Source organism: Haladaptatus rarus (assembly GCF_054177585.1).
The window spans coordinates 1-18,426 of the sequence record NZ_JBPEHG010000025.1; the positions used below are offsets into that span (position 1 = coordinate 1).

General features: G+C 57.2%; 21 protein-coding genes and 5 pseudogenes. 17 read left to right on the top strand and 9 right to left on the bottom strand.

The annotated features are described in order from the left end of the window. Positions 1–437: 437 nt before the first annotated feature. Positions 438–1,571 (bottom strand): annotated as a pseudogene (locus ACR3FE_RS25765) (transposase); the annotation flags it as partial. A gap of 6 nt (positions 1,572–1,577) precedes the next feature. Here ACR3FE_RS25765 and ACR3FE_RS25770 point away from each other — a divergent pair. Together ACR3FE_RS25770 and ACR3FE_RS25775 are read left to right on the top strand one after the other, a co-directional pair. Next, positions 1,578–2,015 carry an amino acid kinase family protein gene (locus tag ACR3FE_RS25770; protein ID WP_458210763.1) on the top strand — a complete coding sequence of 146 codons (438 nt, stop codon included), beginning with the start codon at positions 1,578–1,580 and terminating at the stop codon, positions 2,013–2,015. Positions 2,016–2,057: 42 nt separating this feature from the next. Next, the gene (locus ACR3FE_RS25775; RefSeq protein ID WP_458210764.1) at positions 2,058–2,297 is read left to right on the top strand and encodes a hypothetical protein; all 240 of its coding nucleotides are present in this window, start codon (positions 2,058–2,060) and stop codon (positions 2,295–2,297) included. A gap of 266 nt (positions 2,298–2,563) precedes the next feature. Here ACR3FE_RS25775 and ACR3FE_RS25780 read toward each other — a convergent pair whose 3' ends face one another. After that, a complete protein-coding gene (locus ACR3FE_RS25780; protein ID WP_458210708.1) occupies positions 2,564–3,604 on the bottom strand; it encodes an AI-2E family transporter in 1,041 nt (346 codons plus the stop codon). 60 nt (positions 3,605–3,664) lie between these two features. Between ACR3FE_RS25780 and ACR3FE_RS25785 the strand changes: the two genes are divergently transcribed. The 4 genes from ACR3FE_RS25785 to ACR3FE_RS27840 all read left to right on the top strand — a co-directional run bounded on the left by ACR3FE_RS25785 (position 3,665) and on the right by ACR3FE_RS27840 (position 6,765). Continuing rightward, complete coding sequence (locus tag ACR3FE_RS25785) at positions 3,665–3,958, top strand: hypothetical protein (protein WP_458210709.1); 294 nt, start codon at positions 3,665–3,667, stop codon at positions 3,956–3,958. Positions 3,959–4,204: 246 nt separating this feature from the next. Beyond that, a complete protein-coding gene (locus tag ACR3FE_RS25790; RefSeq protein WP_458210710.1) occupies positions 4,205–4,804 on the top strand; it encodes a DUF5789 family protein in 600 nt (199 codons plus the stop codon). Positions 4,805–5,089: 285 nt separating this feature from the next. Next, entirely contained in the window at positions 5,090–6,430 is a 1,341-nt protein-coding gene (locus ACR3FE_RS25795) for a hemolysin family protein (RefSeq protein WP_458210711.1), read from the top strand. A gap of 128 nt (positions 6,431–6,558) precedes the next feature. Continuing rightward, complete coding sequence (locus ACR3FE_RS27840; RefSeq protein ID WP_472850196.1) at positions 6,559–6,765, top strand: DUF8106 domain-containing protein; 207 nt, start codon at positions 6,559–6,561, stop codon at positions 6,763–6,765. Positions 6,766–6,988: 223 nt separating this feature from the next. Here ACR3FE_RS27840 and ACR3FE_RS25800 read toward each other — a convergent pair whose 3' ends face one another. Continuing rightward, positions 6,989–7,183: a cold-shock protein gene (locus tag ACR3FE_RS25800; RefSeq protein WP_069449925.1), complete on the bottom strand. Its 195-nt coding sequence runs from the start codon at positions 7,181–7,183 to the stop codon at positions 6,989–6,991. Positions 7,184–7,512: 329 nt separating this feature from the next. Between ACR3FE_RS25800 and ACR3FE_RS25805 the strand changes: the two genes are divergently transcribed. Further along, the gene (locus ACR3FE_RS25805; protein ID WP_458210712.1) at positions 7,513–7,929 is read left to right on the top strand and encodes a DUF7539 family protein; all 417 of its coding nucleotides are present in this window, start codon (positions 7,513–7,515) and stop codon (positions 7,927–7,929) included. A gap of 90 nt (positions 7,930–8,019) precedes the next feature. Here the strand turns inward: ACR3FE_RS25805 and ACR3FE_RS25810 are convergent, their stop codons facing one another. Genes ACR3FE_RS25810 through ACR3FE_RS25820 form a run of 3 tightly spaced genes read right to left on the bottom strand, consistent with a single transcriptional unit; the run spans position 8,020 to position 9,213 of the window. Next, positions 8,020–8,295: a hypothetical protein gene (locus tag ACR3FE_RS25810; RefSeq protein WP_458210714.1), complete on the bottom strand. Its 276-nt coding sequence runs from the start codon at positions 8,293–8,295 to the stop codon at positions 8,020–8,022. A 2-nt stretch (positions 8,296–8,297) separates the two neighbouring features. Then, positions 8,298–8,444, bottom strand: coding sequence for a hypothetical protein (locus ACR3FE_RS25815; protein WP_458210715.1), 147 nt, complete (start codon positions 8,442–8,444; stop codon positions 8,298–8,300). 1 nt (position 8,445) lies between these two features. Then, the gene (locus tag ACR3FE_RS25820; protein ID WP_458210765.1) at positions 8,446–9,213 is read right to left on the bottom strand and encodes a formate/nitrite transporter family protein; all 768 of its coding nucleotides are present in this window, start codon (positions 9,211–9,213) and stop codon (positions 8,446–8,448) included. Positions 9,214–9,590: 377 nt separating this feature from the next. Between ACR3FE_RS25820 and ACR3FE_RS25830 the strand changes: the two are divergent. The 3 genes and pseudogenes from ACR3FE_RS25830 to ACR3FE_RS25840 all read left to right on the top strand — a co-directional run bounded on the left by ACR3FE_RS25830 (position 9,591) and on the right by ACR3FE_RS25840 (position 11,409). Next, positions 9,591–10,682 (top strand): annotated as a pseudogene (locus ACR3FE_RS25830) (DUF7972 family membrane protein). 75 nt (positions 10,683–10,757) lie between these two features. Continuing rightward, positions 10,758–10,900 (top strand): annotated as a pseudogene (locus ACR3FE_RS25835) (site-specific integrase); the annotation flags it as partial. Positions 10,901–11,076: 176 nt separating this feature from the next. Continuing rightward, positions 11,077–11,409, top strand: coding sequence for a DUF5789 family protein (locus tag ACR3FE_RS25840; RefSeq protein ID WP_458210718.1), 333 nt, complete (start codon positions 11,077–11,079; stop codon positions 11,407–11,409). A gap of 60 nt (positions 11,410–11,469) precedes the next feature. Here ACR3FE_RS25840 and ACR3FE_RS25845 read toward each other — a convergent pair. Further along, positions 11,470–11,670: pseudogene (locus ACR3FE_RS25845) on the bottom strand (CBS domain-containing protein); the annotation flags it as partial. 337 nt (positions 11,671–12,007) lie between these two features. Then, positions 12,008–13,315, bottom strand: a pseudogene (locus ACR3FE_RS25850) (transposase); the annotation flags it as partial. Positions 13,316–13,442: 127 nt separating this feature from the next. On the opposite strand from ACR3FE_RS25850, the gene ACR3FE_RS25855 reads away from it, so the two are divergent. The 4 genes from ACR3FE_RS25855 to ACR3FE_RS25870 all read left to right on the top strand — a co-directional run bounded on the left by ACR3FE_RS25855 (position 13,443) and on the right by ACR3FE_RS25870 (position 16,069). Further along, a complete protein-coding gene (locus ACR3FE_RS25855; protein WP_458210719.1) occupies positions 13,443–13,649 on the top strand; it encodes a DUF4177 domain-containing protein in 207 nt (68 codons plus the stop codon). Further along, positions 13,646–14,662 carry a DUF7972 family membrane protein gene (locus tag ACR3FE_RS25860; RefSeq protein WP_458210720.1) on the top strand — a complete coding sequence of 339 codons (1,017 nt, stop codon included), beginning with the start codon at positions 13,646–13,648 and terminating at the stop codon, positions 14,660–14,662. Before ACR3FE_RS25855 ends, ACR3FE_RS25860 begins: the two co-directional genes overlap by 4 nt. Positions 14,663–14,883: 221 nt before the next feature. After that, positions 14,884–15,081: a DUF4177 domain-containing protein gene (locus ACR3FE_RS25865; RefSeq protein WP_458210721.1), complete on the top strand. Its 198-nt coding sequence runs from the start codon at positions 14,884–14,886 to the stop codon at positions 15,079–15,081. Further along, positions 15,074–16,069: a DUF7972 family membrane protein gene (locus ACR3FE_RS25870; RefSeq protein ID WP_458210722.1), complete on the top strand. Its 996-nt coding sequence runs from the start codon at positions 15,074–15,076 to the stop codon at positions 16,067–16,069. Before ACR3FE_RS25865 ends, ACR3FE_RS25870 begins: the two co-directional genes overlap by 8 nt. A gap of 193 nt (positions 16,070–16,262) precedes the next feature. Here ACR3FE_RS25870 and ACR3FE_RS25875 read toward each other — a convergent pair whose 3' ends face one another. Next, positions 16,263–16,511, bottom strand: coding sequence for a DUF7130 family rubredoxin-like protein (locus ACR3FE_RS25875; RefSeq protein WP_458210723.1), 249 nt, complete (start codon positions 16,509–16,511; stop codon positions 16,263–16,265). Between the two features lie 290 nt (positions 16,512–16,801). Here ACR3FE_RS25875 and ACR3FE_RS25880 point away from each other — a divergent pair, with 290 nt between their 5' ends. The 3 genes from ACR3FE_RS25880 (at position 16,802) to ACR3FE_RS25890 (ending at position 18,421) form a co-directional block, all read left to right on the top strand. Further along, complete coding sequence (locus ACR3FE_RS25880) at positions 16,802–17,104, top strand: DUF5789 family protein (protein WP_458210724.1); 303 nt, start codon at positions 16,802–16,804, stop codon at positions 17,102–17,104. Positions 17,105–17,260: 156 nt separating this feature from the next. After that, positions 17,261–18,010: a GNAT family N-acetyltransferase gene (locus ACR3FE_RS25885; protein ID WP_458210725.1), complete on the top strand. Its 750-nt coding sequence runs from the start codon at positions 17,261–17,263 to the stop codon at positions 18,008–18,010. A 12-nt stretch (positions 18,011–18,022) separates the two neighbouring features. Next, entirely contained in the window at positions 18,023–18,421 is a 399-nt protein-coding gene (locus ACR3FE_RS25890) for a hypothetical protein (protein ID WP_458210726.1), read from the top strand. The last annotated feature ends 5 nt before the right edge of the window (positions 18,422–18,426 follow it).

The following is an 18,426-nucleotide window of genomic DNA, read 5'->3' on the forward strand; positions in this document are numbered from 1 at the left end:
GATTCCCGTAATAAGTAACCCATATTTTACGATGAAACACTATTCAGTGATAAATCCGCACTACGCACTGCACACAGATCGATTTGGGGGTCCCGGGGTTGGTGCACTTCCGCTTATGGATTTAAGCAGAAGTACACCAAACATCACCACGTCCAGTGTAGATCGAGGGTACACTCCCTCTATCGTACGGTAGTAGCCGTTTAGACATATATAAACTTCATGTCGCTATATCGAAAATCCGCCGTCTGGAAGTTGAGACTACATCGGGTATAGCGGGGCTCTGATGCGTGAATTTGACCGATTCAATCTGTGGAAACTACCTCAGATCACTTTCCAAGCGGCCATTCTTGTCACACTTCCAATCGTATGAACGAATTTTCGAGACTTCCAATAGTGTAGCCACTCAGACGGCGCGCTAACCCAGACAGAGTATCTCTCTACCCGATTCCAGTCTCCTTCTTCAGCAGCGTCAGCGTGTTGTCCGCTGTAATCACCGGTGAGTGCTCATACTCGCCGGTCAACTCGGCCTGCACGAGCAGATCGACCGCTCGCCAGATCGAGTACAACAAACAGGCGAACGCGAAGTAGAAAAATCGGAGCCCGAAATCCTTCGAGGTCGTCGCGGCCATGAACCGCTTGATCGACCTGTAGCCGCTCTCAATCTCCCACCGATACCCGTACTCAGTGAGGTGACCACTCCCGCAATTCGTCATGAACACCGAGTACTGCCGGTGGTCGTCGTGTTCGGAGTTCTCCTTCCGACGATAGATCAGCGTCGTCTCGTGCCACTCGTTGTTCCCAAGGTGGAGCTTCCGGTCGGTCTCGTAGCGGTCCTGGTCGCGCTGGAGCAATCGCTTCGCCTGAGCCCTCTCGCTGGTCTGCATCCGCTTGGGCACGACGTACGAGCGCCCGCGCTGGCTAATCATCTCCAGAACGTGCTGACTGTCGAACTCTCGATCCATCAGCACGTTATCGACGTGAACTAGCTCTTCGGCGGAGTCAAGCAGATCTTCGACGATCTCTTTGCGTGACTCGCCTTTCCGTACCGGACGGGCATCAAGGACGAGCGGGACTGCGTTCCCGACCAGCTGGACTGTCGCCCACTGATAGGCGTACTCGTCGGTGTTCTCTTTCGTTCCGATGATCTCGTCCTCGTGGCCGGTTCGGTCGCCTGTGAAGGGATCGGCTTCGGTGATGTCGATCGCGACGATTCCTGCGCGGAAGAACTCCTCCGTCTCTGCGATCTCGTCAATGAGTTGCCGGACCGCCTGTCGATACATCTCTCGAATCTGCTCGATAGAGAGACCACGAATGTGGTCGCGATAAGCGTGTCCGAGTGGTGTCCGCTCCCACGTCGACTCGTGTACGAAGCTGCGAGCCCCTTCGTTGGCGGCCAAGTTCTCACGAAGCCCGAGATACGTCTGTAAGCTCCAGTAGGCGTTCTCGTGGATCTCACAGCCCTCGCCACGGTCCAGTGAGAACGCGGGGAAGACGACGTGGCTGACATGGTCACAAATCTCCTCAGCCTGTTTTAGGACTAATTGGTCGTCGGGGTCTGAGTCCTCTCGATCGTCATCGTGGCGCCAGCGAGGAGCTACGAAGCGGCGAATGAAGCGCTCCGTCGTGGCGACGTCGTCGTCATGGGGGGGACGGTACCAGCCCAGACAACTGATGTGGTGAGCGCCGTTCTCGCCGAATACATAGACGCAGAGCGTCTCATCTACGCGACGGACATACCAGGCGTGTTTCGTGCTGATCCGAACACCTGCCCGGACGCTGCACCGTTCGACGAGCTCACTCCAAGCCAGCTGGTCTCGCGCATTCTCGATCTCGACATGGCCGCTGGCAGCAGTGTCCCGATCGATCTCCACGCTGTGAAGATGCTTCAACGGGCGCAATTCGAGACGATCGTCCTCGATGGAGGCGACCCTGAGAACATTCTTTCTGCGGTCCGAACTGACGAATTTGAGTGGACGAGAATCATCACGGACCAAAAGAACGATTCCCCACTGTGAGCCAGGAAGGGAAGTTATCCGAGTGGAGCACCAACCATGAGTATGTCTTCCTACGAGGCGTCCTTCGAGATCGACTCGAAGACCGATTCGTACGCTGCTCGACGCATTCTGGAACGGGTATATGATACGATTCGAGAAGAATCACGGAGCGTTCGAGAAGGGACGGACGACGCCGATGAGCTCTTGGAAGAGTTCCGGACGCTTCGAGACGCAGCGAAGCAGCCCACGCCGGGGCGGCTGACCATCACCTACGAACAATACGACGACGAATTCGAGAACTGAGCTCGCAGAACACCCGTCGCGATCGGCCCGACTTCGCTGCTGGGTGCACGCGTGTAGACGTGTTGTCCTGACTGGACGAGCTCGACCCCTGCTCGTCTGTCTATAAAAGGGACAAGAGATGGGTAGGTAGCGCCACTCGGAACCGAATCTCATCACATTCGAATCAGCGAATCCGATGCCGTCGCGGTGTGGCAAACGTTCGACGTCGGCGGGTGAGATGGTCCCGCGGCCACGGTCACGTGAGGACCGATGGCGGAACCTATCCCCTATCGGCCGACGGTCGAGTCCGCTCGCTCCTGGGCAAACAGGTCAAGGACGACCTTCGAGCCGCCGAGTATGACAGGGCCGACGAACAGGCCGATGGCCCCGAACAGAACGATTCCCCCGAAGATACCCACGACGATGGTCGCGACGTTGATCGCCCCGCTCCGGTTGATGATCGCCGGTCGAAGATAGAGGTCCGAGGCGCTGACCACCGACCCGTAGACGAAAAACAGTACCGCTGTAGTGGGGCGACCGATCGCGAACAGGTAACCCGAAACCGGAAGCCAGACACCGAATGCCCCAACGAGTGGGAGCAACGTGAGAACAAATGTCGCCACGGTCAAGAACACAACCCCGGGCATGCCAACGAGCGCCAATCCGATGCCGAGTAGTACCGCCTGGACCGCCGCGACGGCGACGTTCCCGATAACTGACGCCCACATGAGGGCGTCAAGTTCCCTAAGAAGTTCTCGTTCCGCACGATCAGAGAGCGGGACGATCGACTGCAACCATGTGACTAACCGTTCACCGTCTCGCAACAACGCAAAGAGTACGAAGACCGTCACGGTGAGTCCGATGAGCACCCCAGGGAGACCGCCGATGACGGTTACCGCGCCGGTTGCGAGACGCTGCAACCCGCTCGCGATCGGCTCTTGATAGGTCGCGTACAACAGGTCGAAATCGATCACGTAGCCAATGGTTTCGAGTCGAGCCTGAACGATCTCGAGACTGAGTTCCCCTTCTTGGAGGGCGGTTAGCAGCCCCAGTCCCTGCTGAATTGCGACTGCGAGGAGATACGCGATCGGGATGAAGAGGACAACTACCGAAAGCGAGATGAGGATGAGGGCGGCTGTAGCTGAGCTCGTGTGACGCTCGAGCGTCCGTTGTGCGGGTGCGAGGACGTATGCGAGGACGATCGCGAGCAGGATATACTGAAGCTGTGTGAAAACGAAAAGGAGGCCGAGAACCCCACTCACGACCGCCAAGATCGACAGTACAACGTGGTCCGAAAACCAATGCTGACGGTCTCCCTGTTCAGTCATATTCAGTATAGAGATTCCCCTCATCCTTGACTTGTGTGTACAGAATCGGGCCATCTGTCAGTGGTCGTCACCGGCTCCGAGTACGGACACAATAACGCCAGACTGGCTCTGTTGAAACCTTCAGAAGTTGATAAAAGCGGTGTGCTGAATATCGAAACTCCCCACAAGAACATGCCAGAGAACAAGTTCCCTCGTGCCGCTGTGTTCTTTGTCGTAGCGTTCGGCGCTCCTGTTCTCCTGAGCCTGCTTACGGGGGAAGAATTCAATCGTGGCGTCCAGATCGGCGTCGTAATGGGGATAATATTCGCAGTGATGAGCCTGTATTTTGAACCGACATTTGAATCAAGTGACTGAATTTTCACAGGCCGCCAGAGTTCAGCAGATGAGGCTGTGTCACTACTAGCTCTGTTTGGCGTTGTTGAGATGCTTAGATGATCATCGGTTCCCCCGGTGGTGTGACCGAATGCAGGCCCTCCCGAAGTCGCAGTTGCTCCGACTTGGCTCGGCGAGCTGTTGCTCGTACTCTTCGAAGTCCTCGAACTGACGGTAGTACCTGATCTCGACCACGGGACTATCCGTCTGGAGAGCCTATATTAGAGGATGGCAGATAATAGGAGCGGTCGAGACAAGCAAGCGCGAGACGCTGAGAGACGCCAGCAAGAGCGTGATGTCGCCACGGAACTGGAGCGAGGAGACGAAAAAGAGCCACCGGTCGAGGCGGCGGAACTCGGCGATTTCGAAGTGGAACTCGAAGCAATGAACTTCCCGGCGACTGGGGCCGAGATCGTCGCGACGTTCGGCGACCACACTATCGAATCGGTCAAGGGGAGCTACACGATTGAGGATCTCGTCCCAGAGACGGACGAGGAGACGTTCGACTCCCCGGCTGCCGTGCGAGTGCAGGTACAGCGGCCGACAGTTGCTGCGGCGATGAAACGAGTCGTCGAATCCAGTGAGACGCTTCGAAATACGGAGTTCAGTTGGACACAGCGCAAAGCGTACGAGATGACCTTCCAGGAACTCGGATCGATCGACGCCGATGACGACGACGAAGGGATCACAGCCATCAGCGACTGGATCGTCGATCAAATCCACGAGAAAGAAAAACTCCCGACATCCCGGGCTGTGCGCCGACAAGCGGCGAAGTTCTGTCGGGCGAACGGCTACCAGGTACGGGTCGACGAGTGGCTCGGCATCTAGAGCGACGGTCACGGGCACCCGTGGAAGCGACTGCTGGAACGCGCCAGGCGTGACCGATACGCATACCTCTCAAACGGCTGTTTCAGTAGGAACGGTACCGAATCAACAGGATTTCAACAGAACCGCAAATCGCTACCGCTCACAGGCGGTCGATAGCGAGCGAGTGGGGAGAGCCAGTCCATGCGCTTTCGGCATCGCGGTCGCCCGTGATTCGTGGAAACGCTGACCGCAGAAGACCAGTACGGTATCCACCCTCTACAAGTGTCCAGGCGTCCATAATTGATTATGGTTGATCTGATTTCTCTCGGCGGACTGCTCCTCGCGTTCTTCCTCGTCATCATGAACGGGGTCTTCGTCGCTGCGGAGTTCGCGTTCGTCAAAGTCCGTCCCACGCAGGTGACCGCACTCGTCGAACGCGGCAAGCCGGGGGCAGCACTCGTTCAGGAGGTCATCCAGAATCTGGACGACTATCTGGCTGTCAGTCAACTCGGCATCACGCTCTCCTCGCTTGGCCTCGGCTGGATCGGTGAACCGGCTGTCGCAGCGCTCATCGACCCCGTCCTCGGCCAGGTGCTTCCTGCGGGAGCGGTCCACCTCGTCGCGTTCATCCTGGGATTCGGGTTCATCACGTTCCTCCACGTGGTGTTCGGCGAACTCGCGCCAAAGACGTTCGCCATCCAGGAGGCCACGCGTGTCGCGCTCCTCTTGGCCCCGCTCATGAAGTTCTTCTACTACGTGTTCGTGCCCGGCATCATCGTCTTCAACGGCACAGCCAACTACTTCACCCGCCTCGCTGGTGTCTCCCCGGCGTCCGAGAGCGAGGAAACCCACACCGAATCCGAGATTCGGATGATCCTCACCCGCTCGGAGGAGACTGGACACATCGACCTCGACGAAGTCGAGATGATCGAGAGCGTCTTCGACCTCGGGGATACGGTCGCCCGCGAGGTCATGATTCCGCGTCCAGACGTGGAGACCGTGCCCGCTTCGATGCCGCTCTCGGAACTCCGGTCGGTTGCCGCCACCGGGACCTACACGCGCTATCTCGTGCTCGACGAGGACGGCGACCAGCCGCTCGGATTCGTCCACGCCAAGGACATCCTGCGAGCGAGTGAAACCGAGGCGGATTCCAAAGATTCTGTCACGGCGCGTGTGCTCGCACGAGAGGTCCTCACAATCCCGGAAACGCGTCGGATCGACGCGATCCTCGCCGACTTTCAGACGCGGGGGGAGGGCCAGATGGCCGTCGTCGTCGACGAGTGGGGCGTCTTCGAGGGCATCGTGACCATCGAAGATATCCTCGAAGAGATCGTGGGCGACATTCAGGACGAATTCGATACCGCTGCGCAGGAGCCATCCATCGAGAAGCGAGACGACGGCGCGTACGTCGTCGACGGAGGGATCCCCATCCAGGATGTGAACGATCGGCTCGACACTCGATTCAAGAGCGACGACGTCGAGACGATCGGTGGGTTTGTCTTCAGTCGCCTCGGCAGGGTTCCCGAAGTGGGCGATCAGATCGATGCGAACGGGTACGTCCTTCAGGTCCAGACTGTCGACGATTCTCGAATCGAACGACTCGTGATTCAAGAGGCACAGGCAGTACAGGAGTCGGACGACGAGTAGAGTAAGAGCCCAGTTCGGGACGCGAACGAAACGGACCCAGCGCGATTCGAGAGGTCGTAATCCGGAGTGCCTGATTAATCACTGCGGACAGGATTATCCCCGTTCGGCCCCTACTATATTCACTTACCATGCTCGCTCAACAGCCTTCCACGTCCGAATCCGACTCGCGTCGAAAGACGACACTCTTCTGTCCCAGTTGCGGTCACGAGAGCGATATCACCGGAGATTGGACCGTTCATACGGAGCACGGTCGCCAAATGTACGACTGCCCAGTCTGTAACACGACTATCACAGAACGTCTCCGAGAGCTCCCGCTAATGGCTCCGAATGGTTAATGAACTAAATCCTCACTTATCACTATCTGGCAAGTTGAGGCTTCTTTCGGTAGGAACCGGTAGTCAGAAGCCCCTGTCTTTGTGTTTCGGGAGCTGGACGGACTATCTCGAACCAGGATGGTTCTCCCAGTAGTCTCTCTGCTATTGCTCTGGGTAGATGCCGATTCAGAAATGGAACAACGTCACACAGTGTCGCCAGACAGGCGACGACGTGAACCTTGAATTAGGCGCGGACGACGTTCGTCGCACGCGGGCCCTTGGGAGCCTGTTCGATGTCGAAGTCAATCTCGGTACCTTCCGTCAGATCTTCACCGCCAACGTCCTCCATGTGGAAGAATACGTCGTCGTCAGCATCCTCAGTCGCGATGAAACCGTAGCCGCCAGTGTCGTTGAAGAAATCAACCTTACCGTTTGCCATTGCAACTAGACACAGAGCAATCATACGGTTAAGACTCCCGTATTCGTTTTCTTATACGAGAAAACTCTAAGCAAACATCCAAATAAATAACGATTAGGGACTTGATCGACGATGTGCGTGGTTCCACGGAGAAGCCACACCTGATTCGCCAGAACGAATAGTGGCTTCCGACGAAGCCATACTTCTCGCTTCGCGAGAACCCTTAGTCCCTCCGCTGCCCAGCCGTTAAGCGATGACTCTTCGGAAGCCACTCGTCGGAAAGGACGGATATCGTTCTCGATCAACGCGACCGTACGAACGTTGGTTGCTCCAGCCGCCCACATAGGACCATGGCCGAGTTTCCAGCCGAACAACAACTCGTACTACGGGCGCGTTCCCAGTTGGATCAGTGGACGAAGAGTGCCCGAATAGAGGCGTACGCCGAACTGTTCAAAGGTGACGATTCGATCCTTTCCCCGAAAGAGGTACGGCTCCTTGATGCACTCGACTCCGAACTGGAGCGAGAGGGCGACGATGGCGTCTGGGGAGCCGATCAATACGGAATCCACACGGCGGCAAGTTCGGACACCTCACTCGGAGTAGTCTGTGTGTACCACCCACAGATCACCAAAGACTCCGTCCTTCGTGGGGCCGACGATCTCGACGACGAGACCGAAGATCGACTCAATGCCGCACTTTGGCGATACAGCGAGCGGGTTGCAACACTCATCGAAGCAAAACTCGACGAGTTCGTCCGTCAGACCTAGCGGTAAGCCCCGGTCATATCCACTCTTGGGTGATCGTACGCAGCTATTGTATTTGGCGAGGGAATCCCGCCGTTGACAGCGCGGCGGAGGTCACACGCTGGCAACGGAGTCGTTCATAAACGCGAACGCTATCTGCTTCGCTGTTTCCAAGTCGGCGGCGGTTCCAAGGTCACCGTCCTGCCCCGAGTGAGATACGTTGTATTCCCAGACGTTCCTTCCGTCGATGACCTCGTTGATGTATACTGCGCTTCTGGTGTGTTCCTGGCGATAGAGTACCGTGGTATAGTCTCGCCCCATGACTTCGTCGTGTGTTGTCCGCTCGGTTTCTAACATCCAATCTCCCGGAATATTCTCTTCAGAGTTCATAATTATTTGTCGTTCGCTATCGGCATAACGGTTCCGGTGCGCTCTTTCCGGTCGTCTCTGTCAGGGTGGGCGTCGCCGCCCTCGGCGAACGCGTTCGAGCGGTTCAATAGATAGATATTCGCCGTTGTCGATGGAGACGCGACAGCCACACTACTCCCCACCCCGGACAACGTGGCCGTACTTCAGTAGGGCAACGAACACAATCCCGCCGACTGCGTTTCCTATCGTAGCGAACGCGAGGAATGATACGTAGTCAATTACTGATACGAGGGGTGAGAGGAAGACGCCGAATAGCACTTCAACGTTACCCGCAATTGAATGAGGAAGGTGGAGGACACCGATTGCACCTGTGACGATCCAGATAATAATGAGACGGCTTGTCGTCTCTTGAGCAGCGGTAACAAGCCACGCTAGTAGTCCCATCAACCACCCCGCAAGCACACCAGCGATGAATAGCCATTCGAAGCCATGGTTAACGAGTGAGAGAGCGATCGTCTCGAAGGCTTCCGGCGAGGCGACACCGAGATCAGGCAGCAGCGTAACGACGAGTGTGACGAACGCCGCACCACCGACGATATTACTGACGTAGACCAAGCCCCAGAGACGGCCTAGCTCCGCGAGTGACGCTTGTCCGTCAAGTACCGGCATCACAGCCACGGTCGTATGTTCGGTGAACAGTTCTAACCGTCCTAAGATGACAAACATGAATCCGACGGAGTAGGTGCTCGCGAGTAGCAACTCCGTTCCGAGATCACCGTACCCACCGGGTGAAAGAGTGAGTATCACCGCCATCAATAATGGTCCAAACCCGATATCGAGACCTGCTGAGAATCCAGAGAGCAACAATCCGTTCGTTTCGCGGTGGACTTCGTGGGACCCGCGTTCAATCAACGAATCGAGAACCTCTGTCACTCGCATTGGATCAACCGTGTCCTTGCTTTTCGGTCCAGATTCCTTCACGTACTTCCTCCGTGTCCGTCACTGCAAAAGCATATTGACCAACGCGAATCAGACTTCTCTACGTGACCAGTTCGGGAGCGTTCTAGTTTGGCCGAGGCAGAATACCGAATGGGCTGCCCGGAATCTCGAGGCGCTGAAACCTCGCTATACTCACGAGGACGTACTGAACGATCAGAATTCGAGCTGCTGTTAGAAGCTCGTGCTGTGTCTTCTCCTCGTTGTCGCAATCACCAACTACGAACGGGGAGACAATCCGAGAGGTACCATAATCACGGTATGAGGGCTCTTTTATGGCACCCTGAAACATTTTCAATTGTGATCGGAATACGGCTAGTATGAGCGACAGTGATGGAAGTCGCCCGAGCGACACGATGCGGAAGCGCGTACCAGAGAGCAGTCGGAAGTTCTGGTTGCTGTTGAACGCGAATCGGTGGCTGGTCGCTGCCGGGATCGCGGGCGGCGTGTTCCTCGTGCTCGCCATCATCGGGCAACTCCACCCGACCGGGACGCCGGCGTTGTTCAGCCAGGCGGACCCTATCGAGACGCTGTTCTAGGGGCTGCTCACGTCCATCATCACGGGCGTTACGCTCGTGCTCACGCTCAGCCAACTCGTACTCTCCCAGGAACAGGGACCGGTCGGGGACCAGCGCGAACGCATGGAGGGCGCGATGGCGTTCCGGAAGGACGTCGAGGACGTTATCAAGGAGCCTGTGAGTCCCGCCCAACCCTCGGCGTTCCTCCGGTCGCTCGTGAAACTCACGAAGCGCCACACGGACGCCCTCCAGGACGCCATCGCGGACATCGACGACGACAACCTGGACGACCAGGTGGCCGCGTTCACAGAGAACGTGAAGAGGAACGCGGACGCCGTCCAGAGCAATCTCGAAGGGTCCCAGTTCGGCGAGTTCGACGTGGTGTTCTCCGCGCTGAACTACAACTACTCGTGGAAGGTGTACGCAGCGCGCCGCATTCGCGCAGAGAACGAGGACGTGCTCACCGAGGAAGCGCACCACGCGTTCGACGAACTCATCAACGCGCTCGAACTGTTCGGACCGGCGCGCGAGCACTTCAAGACGCTGTACTTCCAATGGACGCTCATCGACCTCTCCCGGACGATGCTGTACGCGTCCATACCCGCGCTCCTCACGGCGGTCGCGGGCGTCGTCTACCTCGAACCGGGGCTGTTCCCGGGGACCGTGTTCGGCGTGCGCACGCTCGTCGTGGTGGTGAGCGCGGGCGTGGCCATCTCCCTGCTGCTGTTCGCGTTCCTGTTATCCTACATTCTTCGCATCGTCACCGTGACGAAGCGCACGCTCTCCATCGGGCCGTTCATCCTCCGGGAGACCGACCGGTCCCGCGATCTCGACTGGGGCGAAACCGAAGCGAAGAGCGGGGAGAACGCAGACGTCGGCAACCAGAACGAGTAGCGCGGCCCGAGACTTACATGGTGGTGTCGCGTACACCACGTGTATGACACGGTGCTCGTCCCGACCGATGGCAGTAACGCCGCGAGTCTTCCCGATCCAGTGATCTCGCCGCTTCGGAGCTATCGCCAACTTATGGACCCCGGATGGAGCGGTGGCCGGTGTCCCCGACGTTCGACCAGCGGACGCTTGCGACCCTCGTTCGAGAGGAACTTGACGAGTTTATTCGCCAGACACAGGACTAGCCCTTCGTTCTCGTGGTCCGTCGACCGTAGACCGTACCGGCTAATCGGTGGAGAGGCGTTCGCTGAACCTACTTTTCGAAGTCTATCCGTTGCGTTCGGGAGCACCCGTCACCGACCACAGGACTATCCGACTAGAGAGCCAAAACCCAAGCATGGCAGATGACAAACAGGGCCGAGACGAGCAAGCGGATGACGAAAAACGTCGCCAGCGAGAGCGGATGCAAGAGGAGGCACGTACCCGCGCCGATGAAGAAGAGCCGATGCGTGGCGATCCTAGTGAGCGGCTCGGTGACCTTGATGAAGCACTCGAAACCCACGACTATCCGACGACAACGGATGAATTGGTCAAGGCCTATGACGACTATGAGATCGAAACGCAGGGCGGGACGGAAACCCTCGATGAAGTACTTGCCGCAACCGATAACCAGACGTACGACTCCGCCGATGACGTTCGAAGACGGGTACTGGGACTCATACATCGCTAAATCCTGTCGTCCCGATATCCACTACTGGCCGTCTTTCACTGTCCACTCTTAACTAGCTCCCACCCAACTTTTCGGCGTCGCCGAGAGCTGGTTGGACGATGAAGCTAGCTGTCGGCGGCTGACGACGCCGTGATATTCGTCACCATCCGTTACGACGACGGCATCGAGTTCCTGATTCTCGAATGTCCCGGCGATTTTTGAAAGTGATGTGCTAATGTCGAACTCGGTGACCTTCGTGGAAAGAATCTCGGAGATATCCATGGTAACTCTCTAGTGAGAGGAGTGCTGGACGGGTTTGCTTGTTCCACCTCCGGCCCTTTCAGTGGGAGGTGTTCTGAGTGACGAGATGCTGATCTGAGACAGACTGGCTATGCATTGAAAGAGGCAGTCTCAACTTCTGCACAAACTGGAAGATGAGACTACACCCAGTATAGAGAGTCCAGAATGTGCGATTTTAGCCAATCCATCCTTCTGCACACGCTTCGAGCAGAACCTCAAAAGCAATTTCTAGTTACCATTCTAACTATTTTCCGGATTAGCGACTCACTGAACCAGCGCTGCCGCTGATCACCCAGTGTTCAACGTCTCGAAATCAGTTCTAACCGATGCCAGTTTGCTTCAGCAGCGTGAGAACCGTGTTAGCCGTCACAATCGGTGATCGCTCGTACTCGCCGGTCACGTCGATCTGCACCAGCAAATCAACAGCACGCCAAATCGAGTACAGCAGGGATCCAAACGCGAAGTAGAAGAATCGTAGCACGAAGTTCTTTGACGTCATCGCGGCCATGAATCGCTTAATGCTTTTGTAGCCGCTTTCAATCTCCCAGCGATATTCATACTCTCGCAACAACTCGGGCTCGCCATTCGTCATGAACACCGAATACTGACGATGATCCGTGCAATTGGAATTAGCCCTGCGTCGGTACACAAGCGTTGTTTCGTGCCGCTCGTCGTCGTTTAACAGAAGATTCCGATCGGTCACGTACCGGTCTTGATCCCACTGGAGTAACCGCTTTGCTTGGGCTTGCTCACTCGTTTGCATTCGCTTTGGAACAACGTATCGAAGCCCACGCTGGTCAATTTCCTCCAAGATGTGCTGACTGTCGAATTCCCGGTCCATCAAAACATTATCGACGAGAACCTGCTCTTGGGCGGAATCCAAGAGATTCTGCACAATCTCTAACCGAGTATCACCCTTCCGAACCGATCGAGCGTCCAAAACAATCGGTACTGCATTGCCGACGAGCTGGATTGTCGCCCAGTGATAGGCGTACTCACCGTCTTTCGCCCCGATAATCTCGGATTCATGGTCAGTACGGTCGCCAGTGAACGGATCGTCCTCGGTCCTATCGATCGCGACGATTCCCCCCCGATGGAACGCATCTGTCTCGGCAAGCCAGTCAAGTAATCGGCCAATTGCCTCACGAGACATCTCGTGGATTTCGTCGATAGAGAGGTCACGAAGGTGTGTTCGGTGAGTGTGCCCGAGCGGTGTCCGATCTCGGTGAGATTCAAGCGTGAAACTTTGTGCGCCTTCGTTGGCTGCCAAATTCTCGCGCAGCCCGAGATACGTCTGCAAGTCCCAGAACGCGTTCGCGTGGATCTCACAGCCTTCACCACGGTCCAGCGAGAACGTCAGGAAGACAACGCGGCTGACATGGTCGGTGATCTTCTCTGCCTGCTCTATAACGGTCTGATAGTCCAGTTCTGCCTTTTCAGAACCACCGTCATGATGTCTAAGCTATCGCTCTGGTTCATGCGGAACCGCGATACCTGCATTCTGGGCCTTGATGAGGATCGTTCGAGCAGCTGTCTCAACCGTCCCGCGAAGACCAGATGTGAAGCGGTTGTGCCAACTGCGCCACAGCGTCGACTGGTCCGGGATCATCTCAAAGCCGAGTCGCTTGCAGAGATCGAGTGCTTGAGCGTTGCACTACTGGGCGTCCAAACTGACCATATTCCCGATCAGGAAATATTCCCTCCATCTCGGTGGTGGAGCGGGGTATAGAGGGCTGGAGTACCTACTAGTAGTCATGTCCGAATCAGAAGTGACCCGCTGGGAGTACGAGACGCTTCGCCCACCGCGCGATGAGACCCAAAAAGAAGTAGAGGATCCGAAAGCAGAGCTGAATCAACTCGGTGCAGAAGGCTGGGAGTTTGTGGAGACGATCGACTACGAGGGAGGCGGTACTAAGTATCTCGTTTTCAAGCGACCTGCCCAATCGGGTGAGCCAGTATGACTGACGAGACCGACATCAGTACGGCCAACACGATGCGTGAGCGCTCGGGCGAGAGTCAGATTAAACTCTGGTTGCTGCTGCGCGCGAACCGCCTTCTCGTCTCCAGCGTCCTGACCAGTGCCGTATTCGTCGCATTCGTCATCTCCGTCGCTGTCCTCAATCCACCGTTTTCACAGCAAATCGAGTCCGGCGACATGATCGACACGATGTTCTCGACGATGATCACGGTCATCGTGACTGGGACGACACTCGTCGTCACGATCGGTCAGCTCGTCCTCTCACAAGAGAACGGCCCGCTCGGCGATCAACGCGAGCGTATGGCCAGTTCGATGGATTTCCGGGACTATACTGAAGAATTAATCGGGTCTCCGAGCCCTGCCGATCCATCCGAATTCCTCCGGCAGATCATCGAAATCACGGCACAACGGGCGACGGCTCTTCGAGAGTCTATTGGCAAGAATGATGACGAGAACCTCCGAGAAGAGGTCGATGAATTTGCTGAAAGCGTCACTGGGAACGCTAACACGGTACGTGACCAACTTGAGGGTGCGCAGTTCGGCTCGTTTGATGTGTTATTCGCCGCATTGAATTTCAATTATAGCTGGAAAATCTTCCAAGTTGAACGGCTCGCGAACGAATACGAAGAGAGCCTCACTGAGGAAGAACACGGCTTGCTTGATGAGCTCAAAACAGCGCTGTCTCTTTTTGCTCCGGCGCGCGAACACATCAAGACGCTGTACTTCCAGTGGGCACTCATCAACATGTCTCAGATGATTCTCTATGCTGCAGTCCCGGCATTGGCCGTTGCGGGTAGCATGGTCGCAATCGTCGATGCGGGGACGTTCCCGGGAAGCACACTCGGTCTCGATCACATCATCCTCGTCGTGGGCGGTGCGTTTGCGGTGACGCTCGTTCCATTCATGCTGTTCGTCTCGTACGTCCTTCGCATCGTCACGATAGCGAAACGGACACTTGCCATCGAGCCGTTGATCCTCCGCGAATCACAACGCTAAGATCCAACGCAGAACTCAAACCGCAGACATGGTTGGATGTGGACGCTTCGTGAGGGACTGTAAATGGATTTCCGGGTCAGTCGAGATTCATACTCGGGGCTACTTGAGATTCATGATTGTGAGAGACGACGATGCACGAGCACACTACTCCGTTCTCAATCATTACACGGCGGGGAACAGCCTGTCAGCAGAGTCATCACCGTGAGAGCCGATATCAACTCATGGGTACCAAAATGCACCAGCAATGGGAATACAAGACACTCGAACCGCCAAAGGGATTGACCAAGCGAGAGACGGTCGATCCAACAGACGAACTCAACCGCCTCGGTACAGAGGGCTGGGAACTCGCGGAGACGATCAGCTACGACGGTGGCGGCACGAAACTACTGCTGTTCAAACGCCCAGTCTCTCATGAGTGACCTCTCGACGGACAACACGCTACGTGAGCGGACGGACGTCAACAAGTACTGGTTCTGGTTGCTGCTCGGAGCCAACCGGTGGGTCGTCGCTGGCGGGCTCGCTTTTCTGATCTTCCTCGTGTTCATGCTCTGGGGCGTGATGAAGCCGGTGTCGTTGCACTCGACCATGCAGTCGAGCGACATGGTCGAGACGGTATTCGCCGGTCTCGTCGGCGCGATCATCACGGGAACGACGCTCGTCGTCACGATCAATCAGCTCGTCCTCTCCCAGGAAATCGGCTCGCTCGGGAGCCAGCGTAGTCGGATGGACGTGACAATGGATTTCCGCCAGAACACCGACAGCCTCCTCGGGATGACGACGCCCGCCGACCCAGCGGCCTACCTCCATGCGCTTATCGAAACGAGCGAACAGCGAGCAAAGACACTGCGAGACACACTCTCCGAGACTGAAAATCAGGAGGTCTACAAGAAGGTGGACGAGTACGTCAACGACCTGTTGGAGAACGCCGACCACGCACGCAACCACCTCGAAGACACAGATTTCGGCTCCTTCGACGTCTTATCGCCCGCGCTCGATTACAACTACGATCGGAAGATGCACGACGTTCGCCGGCTCGGGATGGAGTACGAAGACTCCCTCACCGACGAGGAGCGAAGCGCGTTCAGAAATTTGCTCGAGGCACTCACGATGTACGGGCCAGTCCGCGAGTACATCAAGGACCTCTACATCCAGTGGGCACTGGTGAAACTCTCACGAGCCATCCTGTACGCCGCAGTGATTGCACTCACCGTCGCTGGGGGGATGGTCGTCTTCGTCGACCCGACAACGTTCCCCGGCACGTTCCTCGGCATTGAGAGCGTTCTCTGGGTTGTTAGTGCCGCGTTTGCCATCTCAGCGCTGCCATTTCTCCTATTCACATCCTACATCCTGCGGCTCGCGACGCTCGCCAAACAAACTCTCTCGATGGGACCGCTTATGCTTAGCTAACTTACTACCAGATTCAAATGCGTACTACGCAGGTCGCCCCGCCCTCATGCCCGGTAGGGGTGGCACACTCGGACGGTCTGGACTCGCTGTGACGCGTCGCAGCCCGCAACCCCAGCTCGGAGATGATCCCGTCGCTCTCGACGGTCCACCGGAGCGCGTCGAGAGGCCGGCCAAGCCGGTGGGCGGTTCACGCTCAATCCTCTTGGACGGGGGAGATCGCTTCTCGTGGAGCACTACAGTTCGGGCACACTTCTGGCAACTCCCTCTCCAGTTCGCCCATCTCTCCGCATTCGGCACACCGCCACATCAGGTACCCTTCTCCGAACTCCTGCCCCGGCAGTTCCTCGACCTCGCTCTCGTGGGGGTCCATCGGCTCCACTTCGAACCCATCGTCGGTGAGTCCGCTCACGCGTCCCACTGGTCGCCCGTTGCTATCGTACACTACTTCTCCCGGTTTGATCGACGCACTATGGCTATGGTTCTGGTCGTCCATTCCATGATAGTGGGTTTGCACGGGTATCCCGTTTGTGGGAACATCTGCGTAGACTCTAATCTGTACCACGCGTGAGGGTCGTTCGGCCGCGGGGAGATGCCACATCTCGATTCGTACTGTGTGTCCGTTCGCAGCAAGGTTGGGCGGCTTCCGGTAACTGGTGGTAGGCCCCCGAATGAACCACACTACCTTGTATACGCCTACAAAAGCTATACGCTCTTTCCTGTCGAAAGACTACTATGACAAACGGCTCCGACGACACCCGAGAACAGGGCATCGAATTTGGCACACTAATCGGAGACCTCGAGGACGAGTCCTACCCGCTGTCTCACGAGACGCTCCTCAGTCGGTATGGTGACCGCGAGCTCGGTCTCTTCGATACCCAAGTCCCACTACGTGAAGTGCTCTCCCCGGAGCAAGAACTAGAGTACGAGGAGTGGAGAGCGTCCGGCAGGCCGTGTTCAACATGGTCGATGACGAGGCTGTCGGTCGAGAAAAGTACAGCGACCGCGGCGGGAATGCCACCGACGATGACGACTTGACTGAGTCGGAATCGTTCTAAACCCCGGCGTCACAGCTGCACCCCGGGAGAACCATAGACTGGTCCGATTCCTGCTGGTCACGTGTTCGCGTGGATTGTTCCGCGCAGAGATGAGGACCAACCGACGACTTAAGCCTGTTCGACGAAAACTTACCGCATGGAAGTTCGCCCTGCGGAGCCAGCCGACCGGGAACGGATCAGAGCGATCGCGCGCGACTCGCTGCAATCGTCGTACTCGCTCAGTCCACAGCAGATCGAGACAATACTCGAAGAGGAGTTCGACGACACGTCACTGAACGACCTGCTCGAAGATACGGACACAACCGTGCTCGTCGTCGACGAGACGATCGACGGCACGGAGACTGTTTACGGGTTCATCACCGTCGAAGTCGGAACACGAGCGACGATCCGGTGGCTCCAGGTGGATCCGGATGCGCGGGGCAAGGGCATCGCCACGGCGCTGCTCGATCGCGTTCGCGAAGAGTTTGTCGAGAAGCCGATTGCGGCGTGTATCCTCGACGAAGCCGTGGAGGGCGGCGACTTCCTCAAAGGGTTCGGCCTCAAAGAGAGTGACCACGACCAGATACTGCTCGGCGGGGAGGAGTTCGATGTCACCATGTTCACGGAGGGGCAAAAGACAGAGAAGCCGAACGAACCCGCCGTCCCGATCCCCGAATCCGTCACCGTCGGTGGAGTTGCCCGGTCCGTCAATCGCGATGAGAGCGCTCCCGGCAGGGAGGCCCCATTCTTCGCGGTGTCCGGTCTGGAGGACGAGGAGGACGCGTACGGGTACTTCTGTTCACAGTGCGGCAGTACTGACGTCTCCGCCGACGGACAAGGCAGGCTCGAGTGCGGGAACTGTGGCAACGCTCACCTGGCTGACGAGTGGGACGATGCGTATCTCTGAGACCGTCTGGTGATGGACGATGCTCAGGCGATGAATCACGAGTCCTCCGACGTCGACCGGAACCCCTCAGGCGGTGCGGTACCTCAGTTCAATGAGGCGGATCAGCCCGACCAGCCGACTGTGGACGATCGGAGTGACGATGAGGCCGGGGCACCGATCGACGTGGGGATTCTCGTTGCGCACTCGCCTGGTGGGGATGTCGAGCCGCTCCGGTCGTTCGCCGAGCGGATGGCCCGGGACGGTATCGAAGAGCTGGCGGCAGCCACGGACGCAGCTTGGCGGATCCATTGTGCCGATCCGGACTCGCTCACCGACCGTGCTCCTCGACGGCCGTCCGAGTTCCTCGATGAAGCCGCGCTTCACAGAGATGCAAGGAGGAAGCCCACGGCTTTAGCCGTGGGAGAAATCTGACCGAA

Bases quoted from the DNA above. Each gene is read 5' to 3' on its own strand.
- ACR3FE_RS25775 (WP_458210764.1), top strand. From the start codon at position 2,058: ATGTCTTCCTACGAGGCGTCCTTCGAGATCGACTCGAAGACCGATTCG.
- ACR3FE_RS25780 (WP_458210708.1), bottom strand. From the start codon at position 3,604: ATGACTGAACAGGGAGACCGTCAGCATTGGTTTTCGGACCACGTTGTA.
- ACR3FE_RS25790 (WP_458210710.1), top strand. From the start codon at position 4,205: ATGGCAGATAATAGGAGCGGTCGAGACAAGCAAGCGCGAGACGCTGAG.
- ACR3FE_RS25795 (WP_458210711.1), top strand. From the start codon at position 5,090: ATGGTTGATCTGATTTCTCTCGGCGGACTGCTCCTCGCGTTCTTCCTC.
- ACR3FE_RS27840 (WP_472850196.1), top strand. From the start codon at position 6,559: ATGCTCGCTCAACAGCCTTCCACGTCCGAATCCGACTCGCGTCGAAAG.
- ACR3FE_RS25800 (WP_069449925.1), bottom strand. From the start codon at position 7,183: ATGGCAAACGGTAAGGTTGATTTCTTCAACGACACTGGCGGCTACGGT.
- ACR3FE_RS25805 (WP_458210712.1), top strand. From the start codon at position 7,513: ATGGCCGAGTTTCCAGCCGAACAACAACTCGTACTACGGGCGCGTTCC.
- ACR3FE_RS25810 (WP_458210714.1), bottom strand. From the start codon at position 8,295: ATGAACTCTGAAGAGAATATTCCGGGAGATTGGATGTTAGAAACCGAG.
- ACR3FE_RS25820 (WP_458210765.1), bottom strand. From the start codon at position 9,213: ATGCGAGTGACAGAGGTTCTCGATTCGTTGATTGAACGCGGGTCCCAC.
- ACR3FE_RS25840 (WP_458210718.1), top strand. From the start codon at position 11,077: ATGGCAGATGACAAACAGGGCCGAGACGAGCAAGCGGATGACGAAAAA.
- ACR3FE_RS25855 (WP_458210719.1), top strand. From the start codon at position 13,443: ATGTCCGAATCAGAAGTGACCCGCTGGGAGTACGAGACGCTTCGCCCA.
- ACR3FE_RS25860 (WP_458210720.1), top strand. From the start codon at position 13,646: ATGACTGACGAGACCGACATCAGTACGGCCAACACGATGCGTGAGCGC.
- ACR3FE_RS25865 (WP_458210721.1), top strand. From the start codon at position 14,884: ATGGGTACCAAAATGCACCAGCAATGGGAATACAAGACACTCGAACCG.
- ACR3FE_RS25870 (WP_458210722.1), top strand. From the start codon at position 15,074: ATGAGTGACCTCTCGACGGACAACACGCTACGTGAGCGGACGGACGTC.
- ACR3FE_RS25880 (WP_458210724.1), top strand. From the start codon at position 16,802: ATGACAAACGGCTCCGACGACACCCGAGAACAGGGCATCGAATTTGGC.
- ACR3FE_RS25885 (WP_458210725.1), top strand. From the start codon at position 17,261: ATGGAAGTTCGCCCTGCGGAGCCAGCCGACCGGGAACGGATCAGAGCG.
- ACR3FE_RS25890 (WP_458210726.1), top strand. From the start codon at position 18,023: ATGGACGATGCTCAGGCGATGAATCACGAGTCCTCCGACGTCGACCGG.